This is a genomic window from Streptomyces sp. R11 (assembly GCF_041051905.1).
In the GTDB taxonomy this organism is placed as follows: Bacteria; Actinomycetota; Actinomycetes; order Streptomycetales; family Streptomycetaceae; genus Streptomyces.
Window position 1 is genome coordinate 1,502,951 of sequence record NZ_CP163432.1, and the last position, 18,133, is coordinate 1,521,083.

Annotated in this window: 17 protein-coding genes; 6 read left to right on the plus strand and 11 right to left on the minus strand. The window is 70.9% G+C overall.

Annotation, left to right across the window (positions count from 1 at the left end; translation table 11 throughout):
• Positions 1-117: 117 nt before the first annotated feature.
• Entirely contained in the window at positions 118-1,617 is a 1,500-nt protein-coding gene (locus AB5J55_RS06815) for a PLP-dependent aminotransferase family protein (RefSeq protein WP_369269793.1), read from the minus strand.
• Between the two features lie 40 nt (positions 1,618-1,657).
• Between AB5J55_RS06815 and AB5J55_RS06820 the strand changes: the two genes are divergently transcribed.
• The 4 genes from AB5J55_RS06820 to AB5J55_RS06835 all read left to right on the plus strand — a co-directional run bounded on the left by AB5J55_RS06820 (position 1,658) and on the right by AB5J55_RS06835 (position 5,258).
• On the plus strand, positions 1,658-2,383 hold the full coding sequence (locus AB5J55_RS06820; protein WP_369269794.1) for a YitT family protein: 726 nt from the start codon (positions 1,658-1,660) through the stop codon (positions 2,381-2,383).
• Positions 2,380-3,150 (plus strand): glycerophosphodiester phosphodiesterase, encoded by a 771-nt coding sequence (locus AB5J55_RS06825; protein ID WP_369269795.1) that lies wholly within the window; start codon positions 2,380-2,382, stop codon positions 3,148-3,150. Before AB5J55_RS06820 ends, AB5J55_RS06825 begins: the two co-directional genes overlap by 4 nt.
• A 69-nt stretch (positions 3,151-3,219) precedes the next feature.
• Positions 3,220-4,605 carry an MFS transporter gene (locus AB5J55_RS06830; protein WP_369269796.1) on the plus strand — a complete coding sequence of 462 codons (1,386 nt, stop codon included), beginning with the start codon at positions 3,220-3,222 and terminating at the stop codon, positions 4,603-4,605.
• Between the two features lie 278 nt (positions 4,606-4,883).
• Entirely contained in the window at positions 4,884-5,258 is a 375-nt protein-coding gene (locus tag AB5J55_RS06835) for an RNA polymerase-binding protein RbpA (RefSeq protein ID WP_003977404.1), read from the plus strand.
• A gap of 170 nt (positions 5,259-5,428) precedes the next feature.
• Here AB5J55_RS06835 and fxsA read toward each other — a convergent pair whose 3' ends face one another.
• The 4 genes from fxsA to AB5J55_RS06855 all read right to left on the minus strand — a co-directional run bounded on the left by fxsA (position 5,429) and on the right by AB5J55_RS06855 (position 9,484).
• A complete protein-coding gene (gene fxsA / locus AB5J55_RS06840; RefSeq protein ID WP_369269797.1) occupies positions 5,429-5,983 on the minus strand; it encodes an FxsA family membrane protein in 555 nt (184 codons plus the stop codon).
• Between the two features lie 52 nt (positions 5,984-6,035).
• The gene (locus AB5J55_RS06845; protein ID WP_369269798.1) at positions 6,036-6,836 is read right to left on the minus strand and encodes a polyprenol monophosphomannose synthase; all 801 of its coding nucleotides are present in this window, start codon (positions 6,834-6,836) and stop codon (positions 6,036-6,038) included.
• Positions 6,837-7,392: 556 nt separating this feature from the next.
• Positions 7,393-8,997, minus strand: coding sequence for an amidohydrolase (locus AB5J55_RS06850; RefSeq protein ID WP_369269799.1), 1,605 nt, complete (start codon positions 8,995-8,997; stop codon positions 7,393-7,395).
• Between the two features lie 46 nt (positions 8,998-9,043).
• Entirely contained in the window at positions 9,044-9,484 is a 441-nt protein-coding gene (locus tag AB5J55_RS06855; RefSeq protein WP_328429053.1) for an Lrp/AsnC family transcriptional regulator, read from the minus strand.
• Between the two features lie 268 nt (positions 9,485-9,752).
• Here AB5J55_RS06855 and AB5J55_RS06860 point away from each other — a divergent pair, with 268 nt between their 5' ends.
• The gene (locus AB5J55_RS06860) at positions 9,753-10,187 is read left to right on the plus strand and encodes a hypothetical protein (protein WP_369269800.1); all 435 of its coding nucleotides are present in this window, start codon (positions 9,753-9,755) and stop codon (positions 10,185-10,187) included.
• Positions 10,188-10,224: 37 nt separating this feature from the next.
• On the opposite strand, the gene AB5J55_RS06865 is transcribed toward AB5J55_RS06860, so the two are convergent.
• From AB5J55_RS06865 to AB5J55_RS06875, 3 genes are all read right to left on the minus strand, one after another.
• A complete protein-coding gene (locus tag AB5J55_RS06865) occupies positions 10,225-11,328 on the minus strand; it encodes a phosphotransferase family protein (protein WP_369269801.1) in 1,104 nt (367 codons plus the stop codon).
• 12 nt (positions 11,329-11,340) lie between these two features.
• A complete protein-coding gene (locus AB5J55_RS06870; protein WP_369269802.1) occupies positions 11,341-12,444 on the minus strand; it encodes a hypothetical protein in 1,104 nt (367 codons plus the stop codon).
• A gap of 350 nt (positions 12,445-12,794) precedes the next feature.
• Entirely contained in the window at positions 12,795-13,967 is a 1,173-nt protein-coding gene (locus tag AB5J55_RS06875) for an acyl-CoA dehydrogenase family protein (RefSeq protein ID WP_369269803.1), read from the minus strand.
• A gap of 338 nt (positions 13,968-14,305) precedes the next feature.
• Here AB5J55_RS06875 and AB5J55_RS06880 point away from each other — a divergent pair, with 338 nt between their 5' ends.
• A complete protein-coding gene (locus AB5J55_RS06880; protein WP_369269804.1) occupies positions 14,306-15,547 on the plus strand; it encodes a glycoside hydrolase family 18 protein in 1,242 nt (413 codons plus the stop codon).
• Between the two features lie 68 nt (positions 15,548-15,615).
• Here the strand turns inward: AB5J55_RS06880 and AB5J55_RS06885 are convergent, their stop codons facing one another.
• The 3 genes from AB5J55_RS06885 to AB5J55_RS06895 form a co-directional block, all read right to left on the minus strand.
• Positions 15,616-16,275, minus strand: a complete 660-nt coding sequence (locus AB5J55_RS06885) for a TetR/AcrR family transcriptional regulator (protein WP_369269805.1) — start codon at positions 16,273-16,275, stop codon at positions 15,616-15,618.
• A 147-nt stretch (positions 16,276-16,422) separates the two neighbouring features.
• Positions 16,423-16,563, minus strand: a complete 141-nt coding sequence (locus tag AB5J55_RS06890; protein WP_328429045.1) for an SCO1431 family membrane protein — start codon at positions 16,561-16,563, stop codon at positions 16,423-16,425.
• A 63-nt stretch (positions 16,564-16,626) separates the two neighbouring features.
• On the minus strand, positions 16,627-17,988 hold the full coding sequence (locus AB5J55_RS06895; RefSeq protein ID WP_369269806.1) for a peptidase C39 family protein: 1,362 nt from the start codon (positions 17,986-17,988) through the stop codon (positions 16,627-16,629).
• Positions 17,989-18,133 lie beyond the last annotated feature (145 nt).

Genomic DNA, 18,133 nt, shown 5'->3' on the forward strand with positions numbered 1-18,133 from the left:
CAGAGGTGCCGCCGAGCGGTCGCCCGCCGCAGCCCCCGCGCATCCCCCGGCGGCACCCCGCAAGCGCGGGTGGGCGTCCCACCCCGACGTCATCCCCAACGTCATCGCCCACGCCGCTCACGCGACGAACGGCCTCACCGCGTCGCCGCCCCCGGAAGCCCCGCTCTCCACCAACCGCGCCGCCGCCCCCAACCGCACCGCGGCCTCCTCGGCCACCGCACCCCCCACGGTGAACGGCAACCGCACATACCCCTCGAAGGCGCCGTCCACCCCGAACCGAGGCCCGGACGGCACCCGAACCCCCACCCGCTCCCCCACTTCCGCGAGCCGCGACCCCGACAGACCACCCGTCCGCACCCACAGCGTGAGCCCGCCCCGCGGTACCTCGAACTCCCACTCGGGCAACTCCCGCCGCACGGCCGTGACGAGGGCGTCCCGGTTGTCCCGGGCCTGGGTGCGCCGCAGGTCAACCGCCTGCTCCCAACCTCCCGTGCCGAACAGCCAGTTCACGGCCAGTTGCTCCAGAACCGGCGTCCCCAGGTCGGCGTACGCGCGCGCGGCCACGAGGCTGCGGATCACATCCGGAGCCGCCCGCACCCAGCCGATCCGCATCCCCGCCCAGAAGGCCTTGCTGGCCGACCCGACGGTGACGACGGTCGACCCCGCGGGGTCGAAGGCGCACACCGGCCGCGGCATATCGATGTCCGGATCGAGCCACAGCTCGCTCATCGTCTCGTCGGCGACGAGCACCGTCCCCGCCGACCGCGCCGCGTCCACCAACCGCCTGCGCTGGTCGTCGTCGGCCAGTGCCCCGGTCGGATTGTGGAAGTCGGCGACGACATAGGCGATCCGGGGCGCGGCGTCCCGCAGGACCTGCCGCCAGCGGTCCATGTCCCAGCCGGCCAGCCCCTCGGCCATGGCGACGGGCACCAGCCGGGCGCCCACCTCCCGCATCAGCTGGAGGATGTTGGCGTACGACGGCGACTCGACCGCGATCCGCTCACCGCGGCCCGCGAACAGATGACAGATCGCGTCGATGGCGCCCATCGCCCCGGTCGTCACCATGATCTGCTCGGGCATGGTCGGAATCCCGCGCGCGGTGTACCGGTCGGCGATCGTCGAGCGCAGCGCGGGCAGCCCGGCCGGATAGTCGCCGTGGGTGTGGGCGTACGGCGGCAGCTCCTCCAGGGCGCCCTGCACGGCGCGGGTCAGCCACGGCTCGGGGGCGGGCAGCGCCGCGCAGCCCAGGTCGATCATCGAGCCCAGCGCCTCGGGCGGCAGCGGCTCCAGGCCGCGCGCGGGCAGCGGGTTCCCGGCCGGTACGGCGGTCCAGCTGCCGGCCCCGCGCCGGGACTCCAGGAAGCCCTCGGCGCGCAGTGCCTCATACGCCGCCGCCACCGTCGTACGGCTCACGGACAGCGCGAGGGCCAGCTCACGCTCGGCGGGCAGTCGCGCGGCGACCGGGACACGGCCTTCCAGAACGAGCAACCGGATACCGTCGGCCAGCGCCCGGTATGCGGGCGGGCGCTTGCTGCCGGGGCCGGCGGGGCGGTCCTGCTGGGACGTGAGAAGCCGGGCAAGTTGCGCGGCACCTACCGCAGAAGTCCACTGCGCCATGATTTCCAGTCCACCTTCCCCGAATTGGCCATGGAGGGCGATGCCTCCCAAGCCACAGGGTGTCACGCAGCAGGCCACTACCACCACAGGGGGGCACGTCTTGTCCACACAAGGGGCCACAAAGCGGCATCTCGTACGCCGGCTGTCACAGCTCTACATCGGGCTCGCGCTGTATGGCGCGAGTTCGGCTCTGCTTGTCGAGGCGGGCCTGGGCCTTGAGCCCTGGAACGTGCTGCACCAGGGCCTCGCCGAGCGCACCGGCCTGACGATCGGCGTCGTATCGATCGTCGTGGGCGCGGCGGTGCTGCTCCTGTGGATCCCGTTGCGCCAGCGCCCGGGCCTCGGCACGATCTCCAACGTCTTCGTGGTCGGCATCGCCATGGACGGCACGCTCGCCCTGCTGCCCGAGGCGCACTCCCTGGCCGTGCGGATCCCCCTCCTCGTGGCCGGCATCCTGCTCAACGGCGTGGCCACCGGCCTCTACATCGCCGCCCACTTCGGACCGGGGCCCCGGGACGGTCTGATGACCGGGCTGCACCTGCGCACCGGCCGCTCGATCCGCTTGATGCGCACGGCCGTCGAGATCGCGGTCGTCGTGACCGGCTTCGCCCTGGGCGGCACCGTCGGCGTCGGCACCCTCCTGTACGCGGTGTCCATCGGCCCGCTCGCCCAGCTCTTCCTGCGCGTGTTCGCCGTCCCGTCGGCATCGGACGGCAGCACGGTCGTTGCCACCGGGCAACCCCGGCGCGCGATACTGCGTCCGTGAGCACCACGCGCATACGCCACCCCTATCTCGACCACCCCGGCCCGATCCCCTTCGCCCATCGGGGCGGGGCCGCGGACGGCCTGGAGAACACCGTGATGCAGTTCCGGCGCGCGGTCGACATGGGCTACCGGTACATCGAGACCGACGTCCACGCCACGCGCGACGGCAAGCTCGTCGCGTTCCACGACGCGACCCTGGACCGGGTGACGGACGGGGCCGGCCGGATCGCCGACCTGCCCTGGGACGACGTACGGGACGCGCGCGTGGCGGGCAAGGAGCCGGTGCCGCTCTTCGAAGAGCTCCTGGAGACCTTCCCCGACGTGCGCTGGAACGTCGACCTCAAGGCGGAGCCGTCACTCCACCCCTTCCTCGACCTGATCGAGCGCACAGGCGCCTGGGACCGCATCTGCGTCGGCTCCTTCTCCGAGGCGCGCGTCATCCGCGCCCAGCGACTGGCCGGCCCGCGCCTGGCGACGTCGTACGGCACCCGGGGCGTGCTCAATCTGCGGCTGCGCTCCTGGGGCGTGCCCGCCGCGCTGCGCCGCTCGGCAGTCGCCGCGCAGGTGCCCGAGACGCAGTCCGGGATCCAGGTGGTGGACCACCGCTTCGTACGCGCCGCCCACGCGCGCGGGCTGCAGGTGCACGTGTGGACCATCAACGATCCCGATGCGATGCACCGGCTCCTGGACCTGGGAGTCGATGGCATCATGACCGATCACATCGACACATTGCGCAAGGTCATGGAGGACCGGGACGTCTGGGTTTGACCGCCTGGGTCTGCCCCCCGTCCGGACTCCACCCGCGCGCGGGATCATCACGGAAGAGTGAGGGCGCGGGTGGGCACCGACACCGTGCGGACGGAGGCGGCCGACGATGCCGCCGGGCGCCGGCGCGAGCAGCGCGGCTGGTACTTCTACGACTGGGCGTGCTCGGTCTACTCCACGAGCGTGCTCACGGTCTTTCTGGGCCCCTATCTGACGTCGGTCGCCGAGGAGGCGGCGGACGCGGACGGGTTCGTCCACCCCTTGGGCATCCCGGTGCGCGCGGGCTCCTTCTTCGCGTACTCGGTGTCCCTGTCGGTGATCGTGGCCGTCCTGGTGATGCCGCTGGTCGGCGCGGCAGCGGACCGCACCGGCCGCAAGAAGCCCCTCCTCGCGGCCGCCGCCTATCTGGGGGCCACGGCGACCGCGGCCATGTTCTTCCTGGACGGCGACCGCTATGTGCTCGGCGGCCTGCTCCTGATAGTCGCGAACGCGGCGCAGTCGGTCGCGATGATGCTCTACAACTCCTACCTCCCGCAGATCGCACCGCCCGAGGAGCGCGACGCGGTCTCCTCCCGGGGCTGGGCCTTCGGCTACGCGTCGGGCTCGCTGATGCTGGTCATGAACCTGGTCCTGTACCTGGCACACGACTCCTTCGGCGTCTCCGAGAGCATGGCCGTCCGGATCTGCCTCGCCTCCGCCGGCCTGTGGTGGGGCACGTTCGCGATCATCCCGCTGCGCCGCCTGCGCGACCGCAGGTCCGCCGAGAACCCGGCGAAAGCGAACGCCGCGAACACGCAGGCGGCCGGAAAGCCCGCCTCCCAGGGCTTCCGGCAACTGGCGGCGACCCTTCGCGACATGCGTCGCCACCCGCTGACGCTCGCCTTCCTCCTCGCCTACCTCGTCTACAACGACGGCATCCAGACGGTGATCTCCCAGGCTTCGATCTACGGCTCCGAGGAACTGGGCCTCGGACAATCGACGCTGATCGGCGCCGTCCTGCTGGTCCAGGTGCTGGCGGTGGCGGGGGCGCTAACCATGGGGCGGCTGGCCCGGATCTACGGGGCGAAGCGGACGATCCTCGGCTCACTGGTCGCGTGGACGGTGACGCTGACGGCCGGGTACTTCCTGCCGGCCGGGGCGCCGGTCTGGTTCTTCGTGCTGGCGGCCGGCATCGGGCTGGTCCTGGGCGGCAGCCAGGCCCTGTCCCGGTCCCTGTTCTCCCATCTCGTCCCGCCGGGCAAGGAGGCCGAATACTTCGCGGCGTACGAGATGAGCGACCGGGGCATGAGCTGGCTGGGCCCGCTGCTGTTCGGGATCACCTACCAGCTGACCGGAAGTTATCGGGACGCGATCATCTCGCTGGTGGCCTTCTTCGTCATCGGATTCGCCCTGCTCGCGAGGGTTCCGGTGCGCCGGGCGATCAGCGACGCGGGCAATCCGGTGCCGACCACGATTTAGCGTTCCGAGTCAAAGGGCGGTAGTGTACGCGTTTGGCCTGCCAGGCGTACCGTTACTGCGCGTCAAAGATGCCGAAACGCTGGGTTACATCTGCTAGCAGATGTGACAAACCGGGCGCCGGTGGGTACGACATTGGTCAGCAAGGCTGCGGCTACGACGGCGACGCATCACCCGGAACGGGACACGGAACGGGAATCTTTACCGCCGACCGGACGTTGACCGGATGACGACGACAGCGACACCTGTCCTGTGGGCGACAAGCCCGGGAGGCACGATTCATGAGTGAGCGAGCTCTTCGCGGCACGCGCCTCGTGGTGACCAGCTACGAGACGGACCGCGGCATCGACCTGGCCCCGCGCCAGGCCGTGGAGTACGCATGCGAGAAGGGGCACCGGTTCGAGATGCCCTTCTCGGTCGAGGCGGAGATCCCGCCGGAGTGGGAGTGCAAGGTCTGCGGGGCCCAGGCACTCCTCGTGGACGGCGACGGCCCTGAGGAGAAGAAGGCCAAGCCCGCGCGTACGCATTGGGACATGTTGATGGAGCGGCGTACCCGCGAGGAACTCGAAGAGGTCCTCGAGGAACGGCTCGCCGTTCTGCGTTCCGGGGCGATGAACATCGCAGTTCATCCCCGGGACAGCCGCAAGTCCGCGTAGCGGGACGCCGCAAACAACACACGCCAAGAACCGCAGGTGCCGTACGTCAGCTTGACGTACGGCACCTGCGGTTCTGTGCGTTCCACCTCGACGAGCGTCGGACAAGACCGACGAGGGTCGGACAAGAAAATCCGGGGGCTTCGCCCCCGGATCACCTCCAGCCGCTCAGCTCACTTGCTCAGCGGCGGCCTCGGCCCCTGCGGGGCATCCCCGGGCTCGTCCCGGATGACCTCACCCTGCACGACCTTGCCGTCGGGCCGGTGCATACGGGCCTGCTGGAAGGCGTCGCCGAACGAACCCGGGCCCGCCTCACGCAGCTTTCGGTCGAAGGTCCGCTCCGCATAGCCGCTCAGGGCCTTCTGGACCGGCGGAATCAGCAGGATCAGGCCCAGCGCGTCCGAGATCAGGCCCGGCAGCATGATCAGCAGGCCGCCGAGCATCATCAGGCCGTTGCCACCGCCGCGCTCCGGGGTGCCGCCGCGCTGCAGCGCCTCGTTCAGCGCCTGGAAGGCTCGTCGCCCCGCCCGCTTGATGACCACCGAGCCCAGCACGAGACCGGCGAGCAGCAGCAGGAACACCGTGAGCCCGCCCGCCACGTCCGCGACCACGGTCAGCAGCCAGATCTCCAGCACCAGCCAGGCGGCGATGCCCAGCGGCAGGAAGGTGCGCAGCCGGGAGCGCCGAGGCCGGGCGGGATAGGTGGGGGGCGGAGCGCCAGTCGTCATGCGTCCAGTGTGCCTGGCCACGGCTCAGAGCGGGATAAGAGCACGATGGCCGCTACGACGGCGACGACTTCGTACGGTCCAGCAGCTTGCCCACCCGCTCCCGCGCGCCCCACGACGTGACCCGCCACAGCGCCTCGACGAGGATGTCGCGGCTCATCTTCGAGTCACCGAGCTCGCGCTCGACGAAGGTGATCGGCACCTCGACGACATGGAAGCCGGCCTTGACCGCGCGGCGGGCGAGGTCGACCTGGAAGCAGTAGCCCTGGGACGCGACATCGTCGAGGCCGAGGCCCTCCAGGGTCTCGCGGCGGAAGGCGCGGTAGCCGCCCGTGATGTCGCGCAGGGGCAGGTCCAGGGCGACCCGGGAGTAGAGGCTGCCGCCGCGAGAGATGAACTCACGGGACTTGGGCCAGTTCACGACCCGGCCGCCCGGTACCCAGCGGGAGCCGAGGACCAGGTCGGCTCCCTTGAGGGCGGTCAGCAGACGGGGCAGTTCCTCGGGCTGGTGGGAGCCGTCGGCGTCCATCTCGACCAGGACGCCGTAACCGTTCTCCATGCCCCAGTGGAAGCCCGCGAGATACGCGGCGCCGAGGCCCTCCTTGCCCTTGCGGTGCAGGACCTGAACGTGGTCGTCCTCGGCGGCCAGTTCGTCCGCGAGCTTGCCGGTGCCGTCGGGGCTGTTGTCGTCGGCCACGAGCACGTGCGCTTCGGGGACCGCCTTGCGGACCCGGCCGACGATGCTCTTGATGTTCTCCGCCTCGTTGTAGGTCGGAATGATCACCAACGCCGTGCCGAGCGGCCCGAACCGCTTCCCCCGGTCATGAGCCGCGAGGGTCCCGTCGCCGTCGTTCACTGCTGCCCCTTCACATCCGTACGCAGACGTCCACCATAGTGGGCGCGGCCTGCGCTGACGTGACAGCACGTTCGTATGGCGGTGTCGATTCCGCAAGGGCCGGGTAAGCATGGGTTTTGCGCATCCGTGCGCCGGTGCACACCTCCTGCGGATGGGGGCCCGGCGCCCTTCGGGCCGACCTGGGACCCGCTGGCTGCGGGTCGACCGAAAGCCGTTGTCTACTGAGCGCCCGGGCCCCACCCGGGTCACACCTCCCCGACCGGCCGGAACGTTCCGTCGTCGCCGCGCGGGCACTGAGCCTGGCTCCCAGTGACGGTGCCCCGGTGCGGCACACCGTCCCTGACCCAGCGGCGTTGCGACGGGTTCCCGGAAGTTCCGCGGTTCCCCGGTCGGGCGTCCGGTGGTGGACTCGGCCGAACCTACCGGCCTCGGACCTCCGCCTGTCAACAGCCGTTTGACCTGCGGAAATCCGCCCAATTCGCTGGTCAGCGCAGAGGATGTGCAGGTCGAGCGACGGGGCGGAGCGGATCGATCCGGTTCGCGCCACCCCGGGAGATCACTCGCCCGGCCGTACGAAGACCGTTCGTCCGCTCACAACCGTGCTCAGGCAGGTCGGGAGTTCCCGGCCGGGGGTCAGGTCGGGCAGGCCGGGGGTGCCGGAGCGGGGGTCGGTGGACCAGCGCGCGACCCGGTCGTCGGGGGCCTGGACCACCAGTTCGCCGGTGCGCCACACGGCGTAGTCGGCGGGCGCGCCCGGCACCAGGACTCCCGCGTCGTCGCGTCCGATCGCCCGCCAGCCGCCGCGCGTGTGCGCCGTGAACGCGGCGCGCACGGACACCTGGTGCTCGGGCGTGTGATGGAACGCGGCCGCACGGACCGTGCCCCAGGGGTCGAGGGGCGTGACGGGGCTGTCGGAGCCGAAGGCGAGGGGTACGCCGGCGCGCAGCAGGGCCGCGAAGGGGTTCAGCGAGCGGGCGCGTTCGGCGCCCAGGCGCTGGGCGTACATGCCCTCCTCGCCGCCCCACAGCGCATCGAACGCGGGCTGCACCGAGGCGGTCAGGCCCAGCTCGGCGAAGGCGGCGATGGTGTCGGGGCTGAGCATCTCGGCGTGCTCGACGCGATGACGGGCGGCGCGGATGCGGGCGAGCCCGAGCTTCTCGGCGGCGGCGCGGACGCCCTCGACGACAGCGGTCACGGCGGCGTCGCCGATCGCGTGGAAGCCCGCCTGGAGGCCGGCCTCGGTGCAGGCGGCGACGTGGGCGGCGACGGCGGCCGCATCCAGGTAGGCGGTGCCGGTGTGGGCGGCGTCGGCGTACGGCTGGTGCAGACAGGCGGTGTGGGAGCCGAGGGCGCCGTCGACGAACAGGTCACCGGCCGCGCCGATCGCCCCCAGCTCCCGCGCCTTGTCGGCATCCTGCTCCGCCCAGTAGCCGACGACCCGCGGGCCGGCCTCCTCGGCGGCGAGCCGGAGCAGGCCGGTGAAGTCGTCCTCGGAGGAGATGTCCGGCCCGGCGCACTCGTGGACGGTGCCGATGCCGAGGGAGGCGGCGTGGGCGAGGGCGGCGCGCTGGGCCTCGGTGCGCTGGGCCGGGGTGATGGCGGCCAGCGCGGTGGCGCGTACCGCGTGGTGTGCGCCGGCGACGAGCGGGGCGTCCGCCGCGCCGAGGTCGCCGGGTGTCAGGTCCAGCAGGGCCGTGGTGACGACCGCGGAGTGGACGTCGATGCGGGAGAGATACAGGGGGCGGCCACCGGTGGCCTCGTCCAGCTCGGCACGAGTCGGCGGACGCCCCCCGGGCCAGCGCGAGGCGTCCCAGCCGTGACCGAGCAGTACGCGGTCGTGCGGCCGGGCGGCGGCGAAAGTCCGTACGAGGGCGAGGGCCGCCTCCAGGGAGGGTGCGCCGGACAGGTCGAGGCCGGTGAGGGCGAGGCCCGTGGCGGTGGTGTGCACATGCGCATCGGTGAACGCGGGCGTGACCAGAGCACCGTCCAGATCGACGACCTCGTCCACACCGTCCGCGAAGGCATCGGCGGCCCCCTCGGAGCCGACCCACGCGACCTGTCCGCGCTCGACGACCATCGCGGTGGCGAAGGGGTCGGCGGGGCTGTGGACTTCTCCGCGGCGGAGAAGGACGGTCTTCGGTTCGGCGCTGCGCTCACTCATGGAGAACAGTCTCGCGCCTCGCGCCGACCGCCCCGGACAGGGGGCACTAGATCTTGGGCGGCCGAGCCTCATAGGGCGTGGACAACACCACGGTGGTCCGCGTCGACACCCCGGCCAGCGACCGCAGCCGGGCCAGCAGTTCCTCCAGCTCGTGCGGCGTGGCCACACGGACCTTCAGGATGTAGTTCTCGTCGCCGGCGACGCTGTGGCAGGCCTCGATCTCGGGAACCCCGGCCAGCCGGTCCGCGATGTCGTCGGGGGCGCTGGGGTCGAACGGTTTCACCGAGATGAACGCGGTCATGGGCAGCCCCACCGCCTCGGAGTCCACGACCGCGGCATAGCCGCGGATGACGCCGCGCTGCTCGAGCCGGCGCACCCGCTGGTGCACGGCAGACGTGGACAGGCCCGTGGCCTTGCCCAGGTCGGTGTAGCTCATCCGCCCGTCTTTGACGAGCAGCTGCACGATTTGTCGGTCCAGCTCCTCCATGGCGCAAGAACCTACAGTGCGCCTGATCTCCCCGGATACCCGAGCAGTCCAGGTCATGCCCGGTTTGTGATGTCTCCGAGAGGCTGCTGTGAGCCGACCGAGGGACAAACCGGCCGCCGCGGGCACCTGCGAGCGGCATGTGACGAACGCCACAGGCCTCGAACAGGCTCCGTGATGTTCTCGTGATTACCGCCGAGACCGGACGGGAAGTGCTTGCTGTGGTCGAGGCCGCAGTGCCTTCACGGCCCAGCCCGAGGGGGAGAACCCAATGCAGAGTCTTAAGCGCCCTGGTCGTACCGCACCCAAGCGGCTCCAGCCGGTCGACGAACCAGCCCCGGAGGGCGTCGAACCCGACGCCTTCGACGACGAACTCGACGCGTACGACACCTTCGAGATGTACCGGGTGATCTGCCCGGACTGCGCACAGCCCATCGCCCTGCTGGCGGACGAGGAGGTTCTGCCGGAGCACGCGCTGTGCGCCTCTCCGTGGAACCCGTTCGGCCTCACGGTCTGCGCCGGTACGGGCCGCAGGGCGGCCGAGGCCCGCTCCGCGGACGAGTCGGAGGAGCCCTACGAGCAGGACACCGCCCTGCTGTTGACGCTCCCTCAGGGACTGGACTGGCGGACCCAGCCCTTCTCGCACGTCGGCGGCCCGGGCTCCCGTCCCATCAGGGTCCCGGACATGCGGCGTCAGGCCGCCTGAGCGCACAACGCCCCGCGCGGCGCGACCGCCGCATCGCTCAATTCCAGTAGCTGCCCTGCACCATGGCTCGCAGGCTGCCGTGGTGCAGGATCAGTGTGTCCGGGTCCGCCGGGACGGCGACTTCGCCGAAGTAGGCCTGGCGGTAGGCGATCCGCAGCATGACGACGGCGTGCCGCAGGGCGGCGTACAGCGTGTGGAAGTCCATGTCGCGTGGCGTGTGACCGGTGAGGTCGGCGTAGCGGGCCTCTACGCGGTCGCGGCGCAGGAAATCGGGCAGACCGCGCTGTCCGAAGGCGACCGTCAGGTCCTGGAAGAAGCGGTGCAGATAGACGGTCCAGCCGAGGTCGACTTCGCGCGGGGCGAGTGCCGCCATCTCCCAGTCGAGCACGGCGGCGGGCTCGAAACCGTCGTAGATGACGTTCCCGATGCGCGCGTCGCCCCAGTTGAGCACGGGTGCGCCCGGATCGCTCGGCCAGAGCTCCTCCAGGCGGTCGAAGGCGTCCTCGATGAGGGGTGAGCGGGCGAGTCCGTCAACCACCCATTCGTAGTAAGCGCGTTGGGCCGTGACATGCCGCCGCAGTGCGTCACCCTCGCCCGGGAGGGTGAGGAACTCGGCGTCCTTCGGCGGGACTTGGTCGTGCAGCCGGGCCAGCAGCCCGATGGTGGCCCCTTCCAGACCCTCGCGCTCCTCGTCGCTCGCGGCGTGCAGCCAGTTGCCCTCGTAGGTGTACGGCATGACGTCCGGCGGCACGCGCCCTGCGACGCGCTCCATGACGAAGAAGGGCGCCCCCAGCGGGCCGGGGTCCTCCTCCAGCCACAGCGCCCTCGGCACGGGCAGATCCGTGTGCTCGGCGACGACGCGCAAGGTCCGGTACTGGCGCGGCATGTCGTACACCGGGAAGACGGTGTACGCCGCCGGGTCCGCCGCGAGCCGCAACGCGCAGGCGCACACCGGTGTTTCGGGGTGCTCGATGTCGAAGAGCAGGGTCTCGCTGGACATGCCGTTGGACTCGGGGGCCGTGACGCCGACCGCCTTGGCCCCCGGCAGTCGGGTGCCGAGCCACGCCGTGAGACGGCGGGTGATCTCCTCCGGATCGCGGGTGGTGGTGCGCGGGCGGGGCCGGGGTGCCGTGGCTGCCATGCTGCAAACCCCCTACGGTGCAACCGACTTGAAGTCCGCGAACCCGCTCGGGTCGTGGCGTCCGAACGAGCCGTGCTCGAAGATGCCGTGGCCGACCCGGCCGTCCAGCCGGAAGCGCGCTGCGTGGTCGATGACGCCGTACGCGGCCAACGGGTGGGGCTCGGCGAGGTCGTAGGTGCGCCGGTCGGTCCATCCGCGCCCGCGCCACATGCCGTGCTGCCAGTCGTCCGCGGGCGGGTAGCCGGCGCCGACGGCGAGCGGGGAGGAGGCCAGGACCTCCACCTCGAGCTCCTGCGGCTTGCGGATGTCGCCGAGGTGGATGAGGGCGCGTTCCGGATGGCGGGTGCCCGAGCGGTAGCCGATCTCGGCCTGGGGCCAGCCCAGTTGGCGGTCGCGGTGGCCGGGGCGGACCATCGTCGCCTCGCTCAGCGAGCGATGCCCGTCGGCGTCCTCCTGGACGATCACCATCAGGAACCGGTCCTCGAAGCGCACCGGGCACCAGATCCAGTGGAAGCCCTCCGTCGGGTGCTCCTCGGCGAACCGCCCGCCCTCCTCGCCGGGCATGGGGCGCACACCCCAGCTGCGGTCGCGGGTGCCGGTCCACTCGGTGGGCGTGACGCGGAACTGGGCACCCCCCGCGCGCACGACACCCTGCACGCCGCCCGCCTGCACGAAGCGGCGCCCTTCGAGGGTGAGCCGGTCGCCACGGCGCTGGAGGTGGTGCGGTTCCCAGAGGGCCGGGAAGTCGGCGGTCCAGGTGATGTCGTACGACAACTCGTCGTCGTCGCACGTCAGTCGCAGGCGTCGCAGGGGCTCCGCGACCTCGATGCGCAGCGGTCCGACAGCGAGCCGCATCCGGTCCTCGCCGAGGGCGTCCGAGGCCCGCACCGCGTGCAGCGTGTCACCCACCCGCAGGGTCGCGTAGGCATCGATCACACCGGCGTTCGGGTAGACCCCGAGGCCGAGGATGAGCAGGGCACGTCCCTCGTGGTCGAGGACGTGGAAGATGCAGCGGTCGTAGGCGTTGCGGTCGCTGGTCGCGACGTACCTCATGGACAGCGGCACCTGGTGCACCGGGTACTCGTCGAGCGGTACGGGGCGGTGGTCGTCGGCCATGGCTGACCTCCCTGGCGGCGGCTGGGCTGACGGTACGTCAGACAGCCCTACGTGGCCAGAGAGTGAGCCGGACGTCCGTGAACTCACGCCCGATTTCGGCGAGCGGTGACTTGTCCGCCCACCTCCGCGTTGCCCTGGTATGCCCCCCACCTATTCGGCGACCGGACCGCAGCGCCGCATCTTCGTTCCGCGGCCCGCAGGAACGCTTGCGCCGGCGCCTCCGCAGCAGCCGGATCCGCCCATCTACCGCGAGTTGATGCGCACCTGGGCCGACCGTGGCCGCACCCTGCCCGGGCACCACGACCCGGAGTGGATCCGGCTCGCGGCGCCGCAGGTCAAGCGTGGTCAGTTCAGCGTTCCTCAGGACCTGCTAGGTGACGGGCGATGACCATCCGCTGAATCTGGTTGGTGCCCTCGACGATCTGCAGGACCTTGGCCTCGCGCATGTAACGCTCGGCCGGGAAGTCCGCGGTGTAGCCGTACCCGCCGAGGATCTGGACGGCGTCGGTGGTGACCTTCATCGCCGTGTCGGTGCAGTGCAGCTTGGCCATGGCCGCCTGCTTGGCGAACGGCCGGCCCGCGTCGCGCAGCCGCGCCGCCGCCAGGTACAGCGCGCGTCCCGCCTCGATCTGCGTCGCCATGTCGGCGATCATGAACCGCAGGCCCTGGAAGTCGGCGATCGGCTTGCCGAACTGCCGTCGCTCGGTCGCGTACGCCACCGCCTCGTCGAGCGCAGCCTGGGCCACGCCGATCGCGCAGGCCGCGATGCCGAGCCGTCCGGAGTCCAGCGCGGACAGGGCGATCGCGAAGCCCTGGCCCTCGTCGCCGATGCGCCGCTCGTCGCCGACCCGGACCCCGTCGAAGTGGACCTGGGCCGTGGGCGAGCCCTTCATCCCCATCTTCTTCTCGGGCGCCGCCGCGCTCAGCCCCTCCGCGTCGCCGGGCACGAGGAAGGCCGTGATGCCGCGCGGGCCGTCCTCGCCGGTGCGCGCCAGGACCGTGTAGAAGTCGGCGATGCCGCCGTGCGTGATCCAGGCCTTGGACCCGGTGATCACCCAGTCGTCGCCGTCGCGCACCGCCTTGGTGCGCAGGGAGGCCGCGTCCGAGCCCGACGCCGGTTCCGACAGGCAGTACGCGCCGAGCAGTCCGCCGCCGAGCATCGCGGGCAGGTGCTCGACCTGCTGCTGCTTGGTGCCGTAGGCGGCCAGGGAGTAGGAGGCCAGGGTGTGCACGCTGGCACCGAGGCCGACGGTGAGACGGGCCGCGGCGAGTTCCTCGAGGACCTGTAGGTAGACCTCGTAGGGTTGGTCGCCGCCGCCGTACTCGACGTCGTAGGGCAGGCCGAGCAGTCCCGATTCCGAGAGCAGGGTGAAGACCTCGCGCGGGAAGCGTCCGGCGTCCTCCTCCTCGGCCGCCTTCGGGGCGATCTCGCGCTGCGCGATGTCGCGGACGAGCGAGATCAGATCCCGGGCCTCGTCCGTGGGCAGTTGACGGTCCACCGGCTGCGGGGCGCGGTCGGGCATGTCGACGATCCTCCCTGTCGGGCACGTCGGCGGACGTACGCCTTGGGTGTGGCGGCTCCGCCGGGTCTCACTGGTGCCGGTCCGATGCTCGCAATTTCCGGGTCTCGAAAGCTGCTGACCAGCGGCTGTGCCCTGTGAGTATGCCCGATCGGAGGCACTCGGTCACCAGTTAACGACCGCTCACTCCAAGAAGTATCCAGCAAGTTATCCGCGGCACCGAAATTGGTCCGAACCATTGACGTACTGGTCTAGTCCTCCTACCTTGGCGGAGCGGTTCACATCATCGCGTTCATGCCAAGCGGCCCAGCTCCCCTCTCCCCCACGGAGGAGACACCCCGATGCTCACTTCGCACCGCCCCCGCGTCCGGTTCCGGGCGCTCGTGTCCGCCGCGTGCGCGGCCGTCCTCGGCGCCGGGCTGCTCGCCGGCGCCGGCGCCGCCACGGCCGAACCCGCCCCCTCGGCACCGAGACTGGCCGCCGGATCCAAGGTCGTCGGCTACTTCACCGAATGGGGCACGTACGACCGCAAGTACTACGTCAAGAACATCGAGACGTCCGGCTCCGCGGCCAAGCTGACCCACATCAACTACGCGTTCGGCAATGTCACCGGCGGCAAGTGCGCGATGGGCGACAACTACGCCGCGACCGAACGCACCTACACCGCGGCCGAGTCCGTGGACGGCGTCGCCGACACCTGGGATCAGCCGCTGCGCGGCAACTTCAACCAGCTGCGCGAGCTCAAGAAGAAGCACCCGGGCCTCAAGGTCCTGTGGTCCTTCGGCGGCTGGACCTGGTCGAACGGCTTCGGCGAGGCGGCCCGCAACCCCGCCGCCTTCGCGCAGTCCTGCTACGACCTCGTCGAGAACTCCAAGTGGGCCGACGTCTTCGACGGCATCGACATCGACTGGGAGTACCCGAACGCCTGCGGCGCCACCTGTGACACCAGCGGACGGGAGGCCTTCAAGAACCTGATGTCTGCGGTGCGCGGCAAGTTCGGCTCCGGCAACCTGGTCACCGCGGCGATCACGGCCGACGCCACGAGCGGCGGCAAGATCGACGCGGCGAACTACGCGGGCGCGGCGCAGTACGTCGACTGGTACAACCCGATGACGTACGACTTCTTCGGGGCCTGGGACGCGACCGGTCCGACGGCTCCGCACTCCGCGCTGAACTCCTACGCCGGCATCCCGAAGGCCGGCTTCCACACCTCGGCGACCATCGCCAAGCTCAAGGCCCTCGGCATCCCGTCGTCCAAGCTGCTGCTCGGCATCGGCTTCTACGGCCGCGGCTGGACGGGCGTCACGCAGTCGGCGCCCGGCGGCACGGCGACCGGGGCGGCCGCCGGCACCTACGAGGCGGGCATCGAGGACTACAAGGTCCTCAAGACCAAGTGCCCGGCGACCGGCACGGTGGGCGGCACCGCGTATGCCAAGTGCGGGAGCAACTGGTGGAGTTACGACACCCCCGCGACCATCGCGACGAAGATGGCGTACAAGAACCAGCAGGGGCTGGGCGGGACGTTCTTCTGGGAGCTGAGCGGGGACACGACGGGCGGTGAGCTGATCAAGGCGATCAACTAGCCGGTCGCACGGGGGGCCAGGGGCGGAGGACCACGAGACCTCCGCCCCTTGTCGTGGGCGCGGCCGGATCAGGCGTCGCGGCGGGCCGGCTCCGGCGCGGGGTAGCCGGGGTCCATCTCCTCGATGGCGCGCATGGCGCCGCCGAGGGTCTTCACCAGCAGTTCGCGCATGGTGTCGCGAGGCAGCCCGGGGCGGTCGATCCAGTCGAGAGTGGCGCCTTCGACGCTGCACACCCAGGCGAGCAGGCCCATCCGGGCCAGCGGAGCGATGTCGGTACGGCCGTAAGCCCCCTCGGACAGGGTCGCCACGATCGCCTCGCGCACGCCGTCCCGGATGGCGTGCACCTCGGTGTCGAAGCCGACGCCACCGCTGACGATGGTGCGGTAGGCGGCCTGGTTGTGCTCGGCGTAGCGGAGGTAGCTGTCGATGGTGCGGTGGACGCGGTCCACCGGCGGCAGTTCGAGGCCGCTCGCGGCGAAGGTGACCAGGTCGGCAACGGAGTCCTGGATGATCGCGAGGTAGTAGCCGCGCTTGGACTGGAAGTAGTAGTAGATGAGCCCCTTGGCGACATGGGCCTGCCGGGCGATGTCGTCCATGGAGAGCGCGTCGTACGACGTGTCGGCAAACAGCTTCCGCCCGATGACGATGAGTTCGGCACGGCGCGCCATCGAGCGCTCGGTGCCGCGGGCCCGGGGGCGGGCCGAGTCGCGCTGCTGACTGATATTCAATTTCGACCCTGTTATCCAACGGGCGGCGGGACATCCGCAGTATGGCAGAGGCACACCAGCTGCTCGTTCGAGTCTGATCGACTTTGATGAAGCCGCTCTACAGCAGAGTCGGTAAATGTCCGGCCAAAGATGCCTGTGTGTGTCAAGTCACAGCAGACCGAGCTGCGTGACCAGCATCGCGACGACCACGACAAGGGTCCAGCCCATGACGTGCTCGAGGATCTTCGGGCCGTCTTCCTTGGGGCCGCCGGTACGGACGCGGGTGGCGGTGGCTGAGTGCGCGGTCATACGCCCACCCTGCCACCGCGAACGGCAAATGCGGCAGAGAGGTTGCTCACAGCACAAACCCGCTCAGCGCACCCCCACCGCCGCGAGCGCCGCGCGCTGGCTCGGGGTCGGACGCGCCGGGAAGTAGAGGTAGCACACGCCGCCGGTGCCGGAGACGACCTTGCCGTCGGCGTTGTACCGCTTGGTCCGCAGCCAGATGTTCTCCCACTCGCGCCTCTTGTAGACGCGTCGCACCGCCTCGTTGCTCGGCGAGTTCGGGTCGTTGGCGATCACGTCGCCGTCGGCGGTGAAGCCGATGACGGTCATCAGATGCCCGGCCGTGCCGTACCCGGCCCCGGTCAGCTCCTCCTTCAGGAAGGACTGGGACGTTATGGCCGGGATGCCGGCCGCGATCAGCCTCTCCAGGTCGGTGAGCGAGCGGAGCCGGGTGACGACGCCCTGCATGTCCTTGAAGGTGGCCGCGTAGGCGGCGTTGAACGGCCAGTTCCCGCAGCCGTCGTACTGGTAGTCGAACGTGAACCGGGCCGCGTGGCAGACCTGCGGGTCGGCGAACGCCGGGTCGACCCAGGCCAGCTGCTCCTGGGTGAGCCGGCCGCCCCAGTACTCGACGATCATCTGTGAGGAGGTGGGGCTGCACCAGGCCTCGCCGCCGTTGTCGTACTCGGGGTACTGACCGACGTGGGTCTCCTGCGAGTAGCGCGGGACGGTCAGCTCCCGGGCGCGGCCCGGCGTGGAGGCCGGGACGGTGAAGCGGTCGGGGACGTCGGAGCCCATCGCGCCGACCCGCCAGACCTTGGGGGTGATCTTCGTGCCGGGCTTGCGGTAAAGGGTCAGCCGCAGCCGGTAGGAGGCCAGGCGCAGCCCGGTAGCCGGGTCGTCGATGGCGAACGTGTCCGTCCAGACGCTGCTCTTGTCGTCGCTCTGGTCGTCGACCGAGGTCCGCCGGATGTCCTGGTCGCCGGCGGCCCAGCGGCCCAGCACGTACCAGGGGGTGGCGGTGCCGTCCGAGTACGTCCCCTGCAGTTCGATCCCGAGCCAGCTGCCGTCGGGGGTGTGCGCGTTCCAGGAGGCGATCGCCTCGGTCGCGGGGACGGTGAGCCGGTGGACGGGGGACGTCCAGGTCGCGTACTCCCAGCGGGCGGTTTTGCCGGTGTGCGGGTCCGTGTAGTCGGTGGTGCCGGCGGCCTTGGCGATCACGATGCCGGGGCGGGCGCCGGCGATGGCCCGAGTGCCCCGGGCTGCGCCGCTGTGCCAGTCGGCGTACGAGGTCCAGAACCGGTTGTCGACGGTGCGGGCCGGGGCGGAGGCGGGGTCCTTGGCCTCGGGGCGGACGTCGGCCACCGCGGAGCCGGCGCTGCCGGTGACGGCTGCGGCGACCGCGGCGGCCAGAACGATTCTGCGGGACGGCTGTTCGGCTCTGCTCATGGGCGGAAGAACCCCCAGGTGTCCGAGTCGGGCGGGTCCGGTGCACGTTTGTCCGCCAACTATGACCGCGGGTGCCTTCATCTGCCAGCACTTGGCGCCTGGCGCGCCCCACCAATATTGGTGTCGACCAGTGGCACGGATCGAG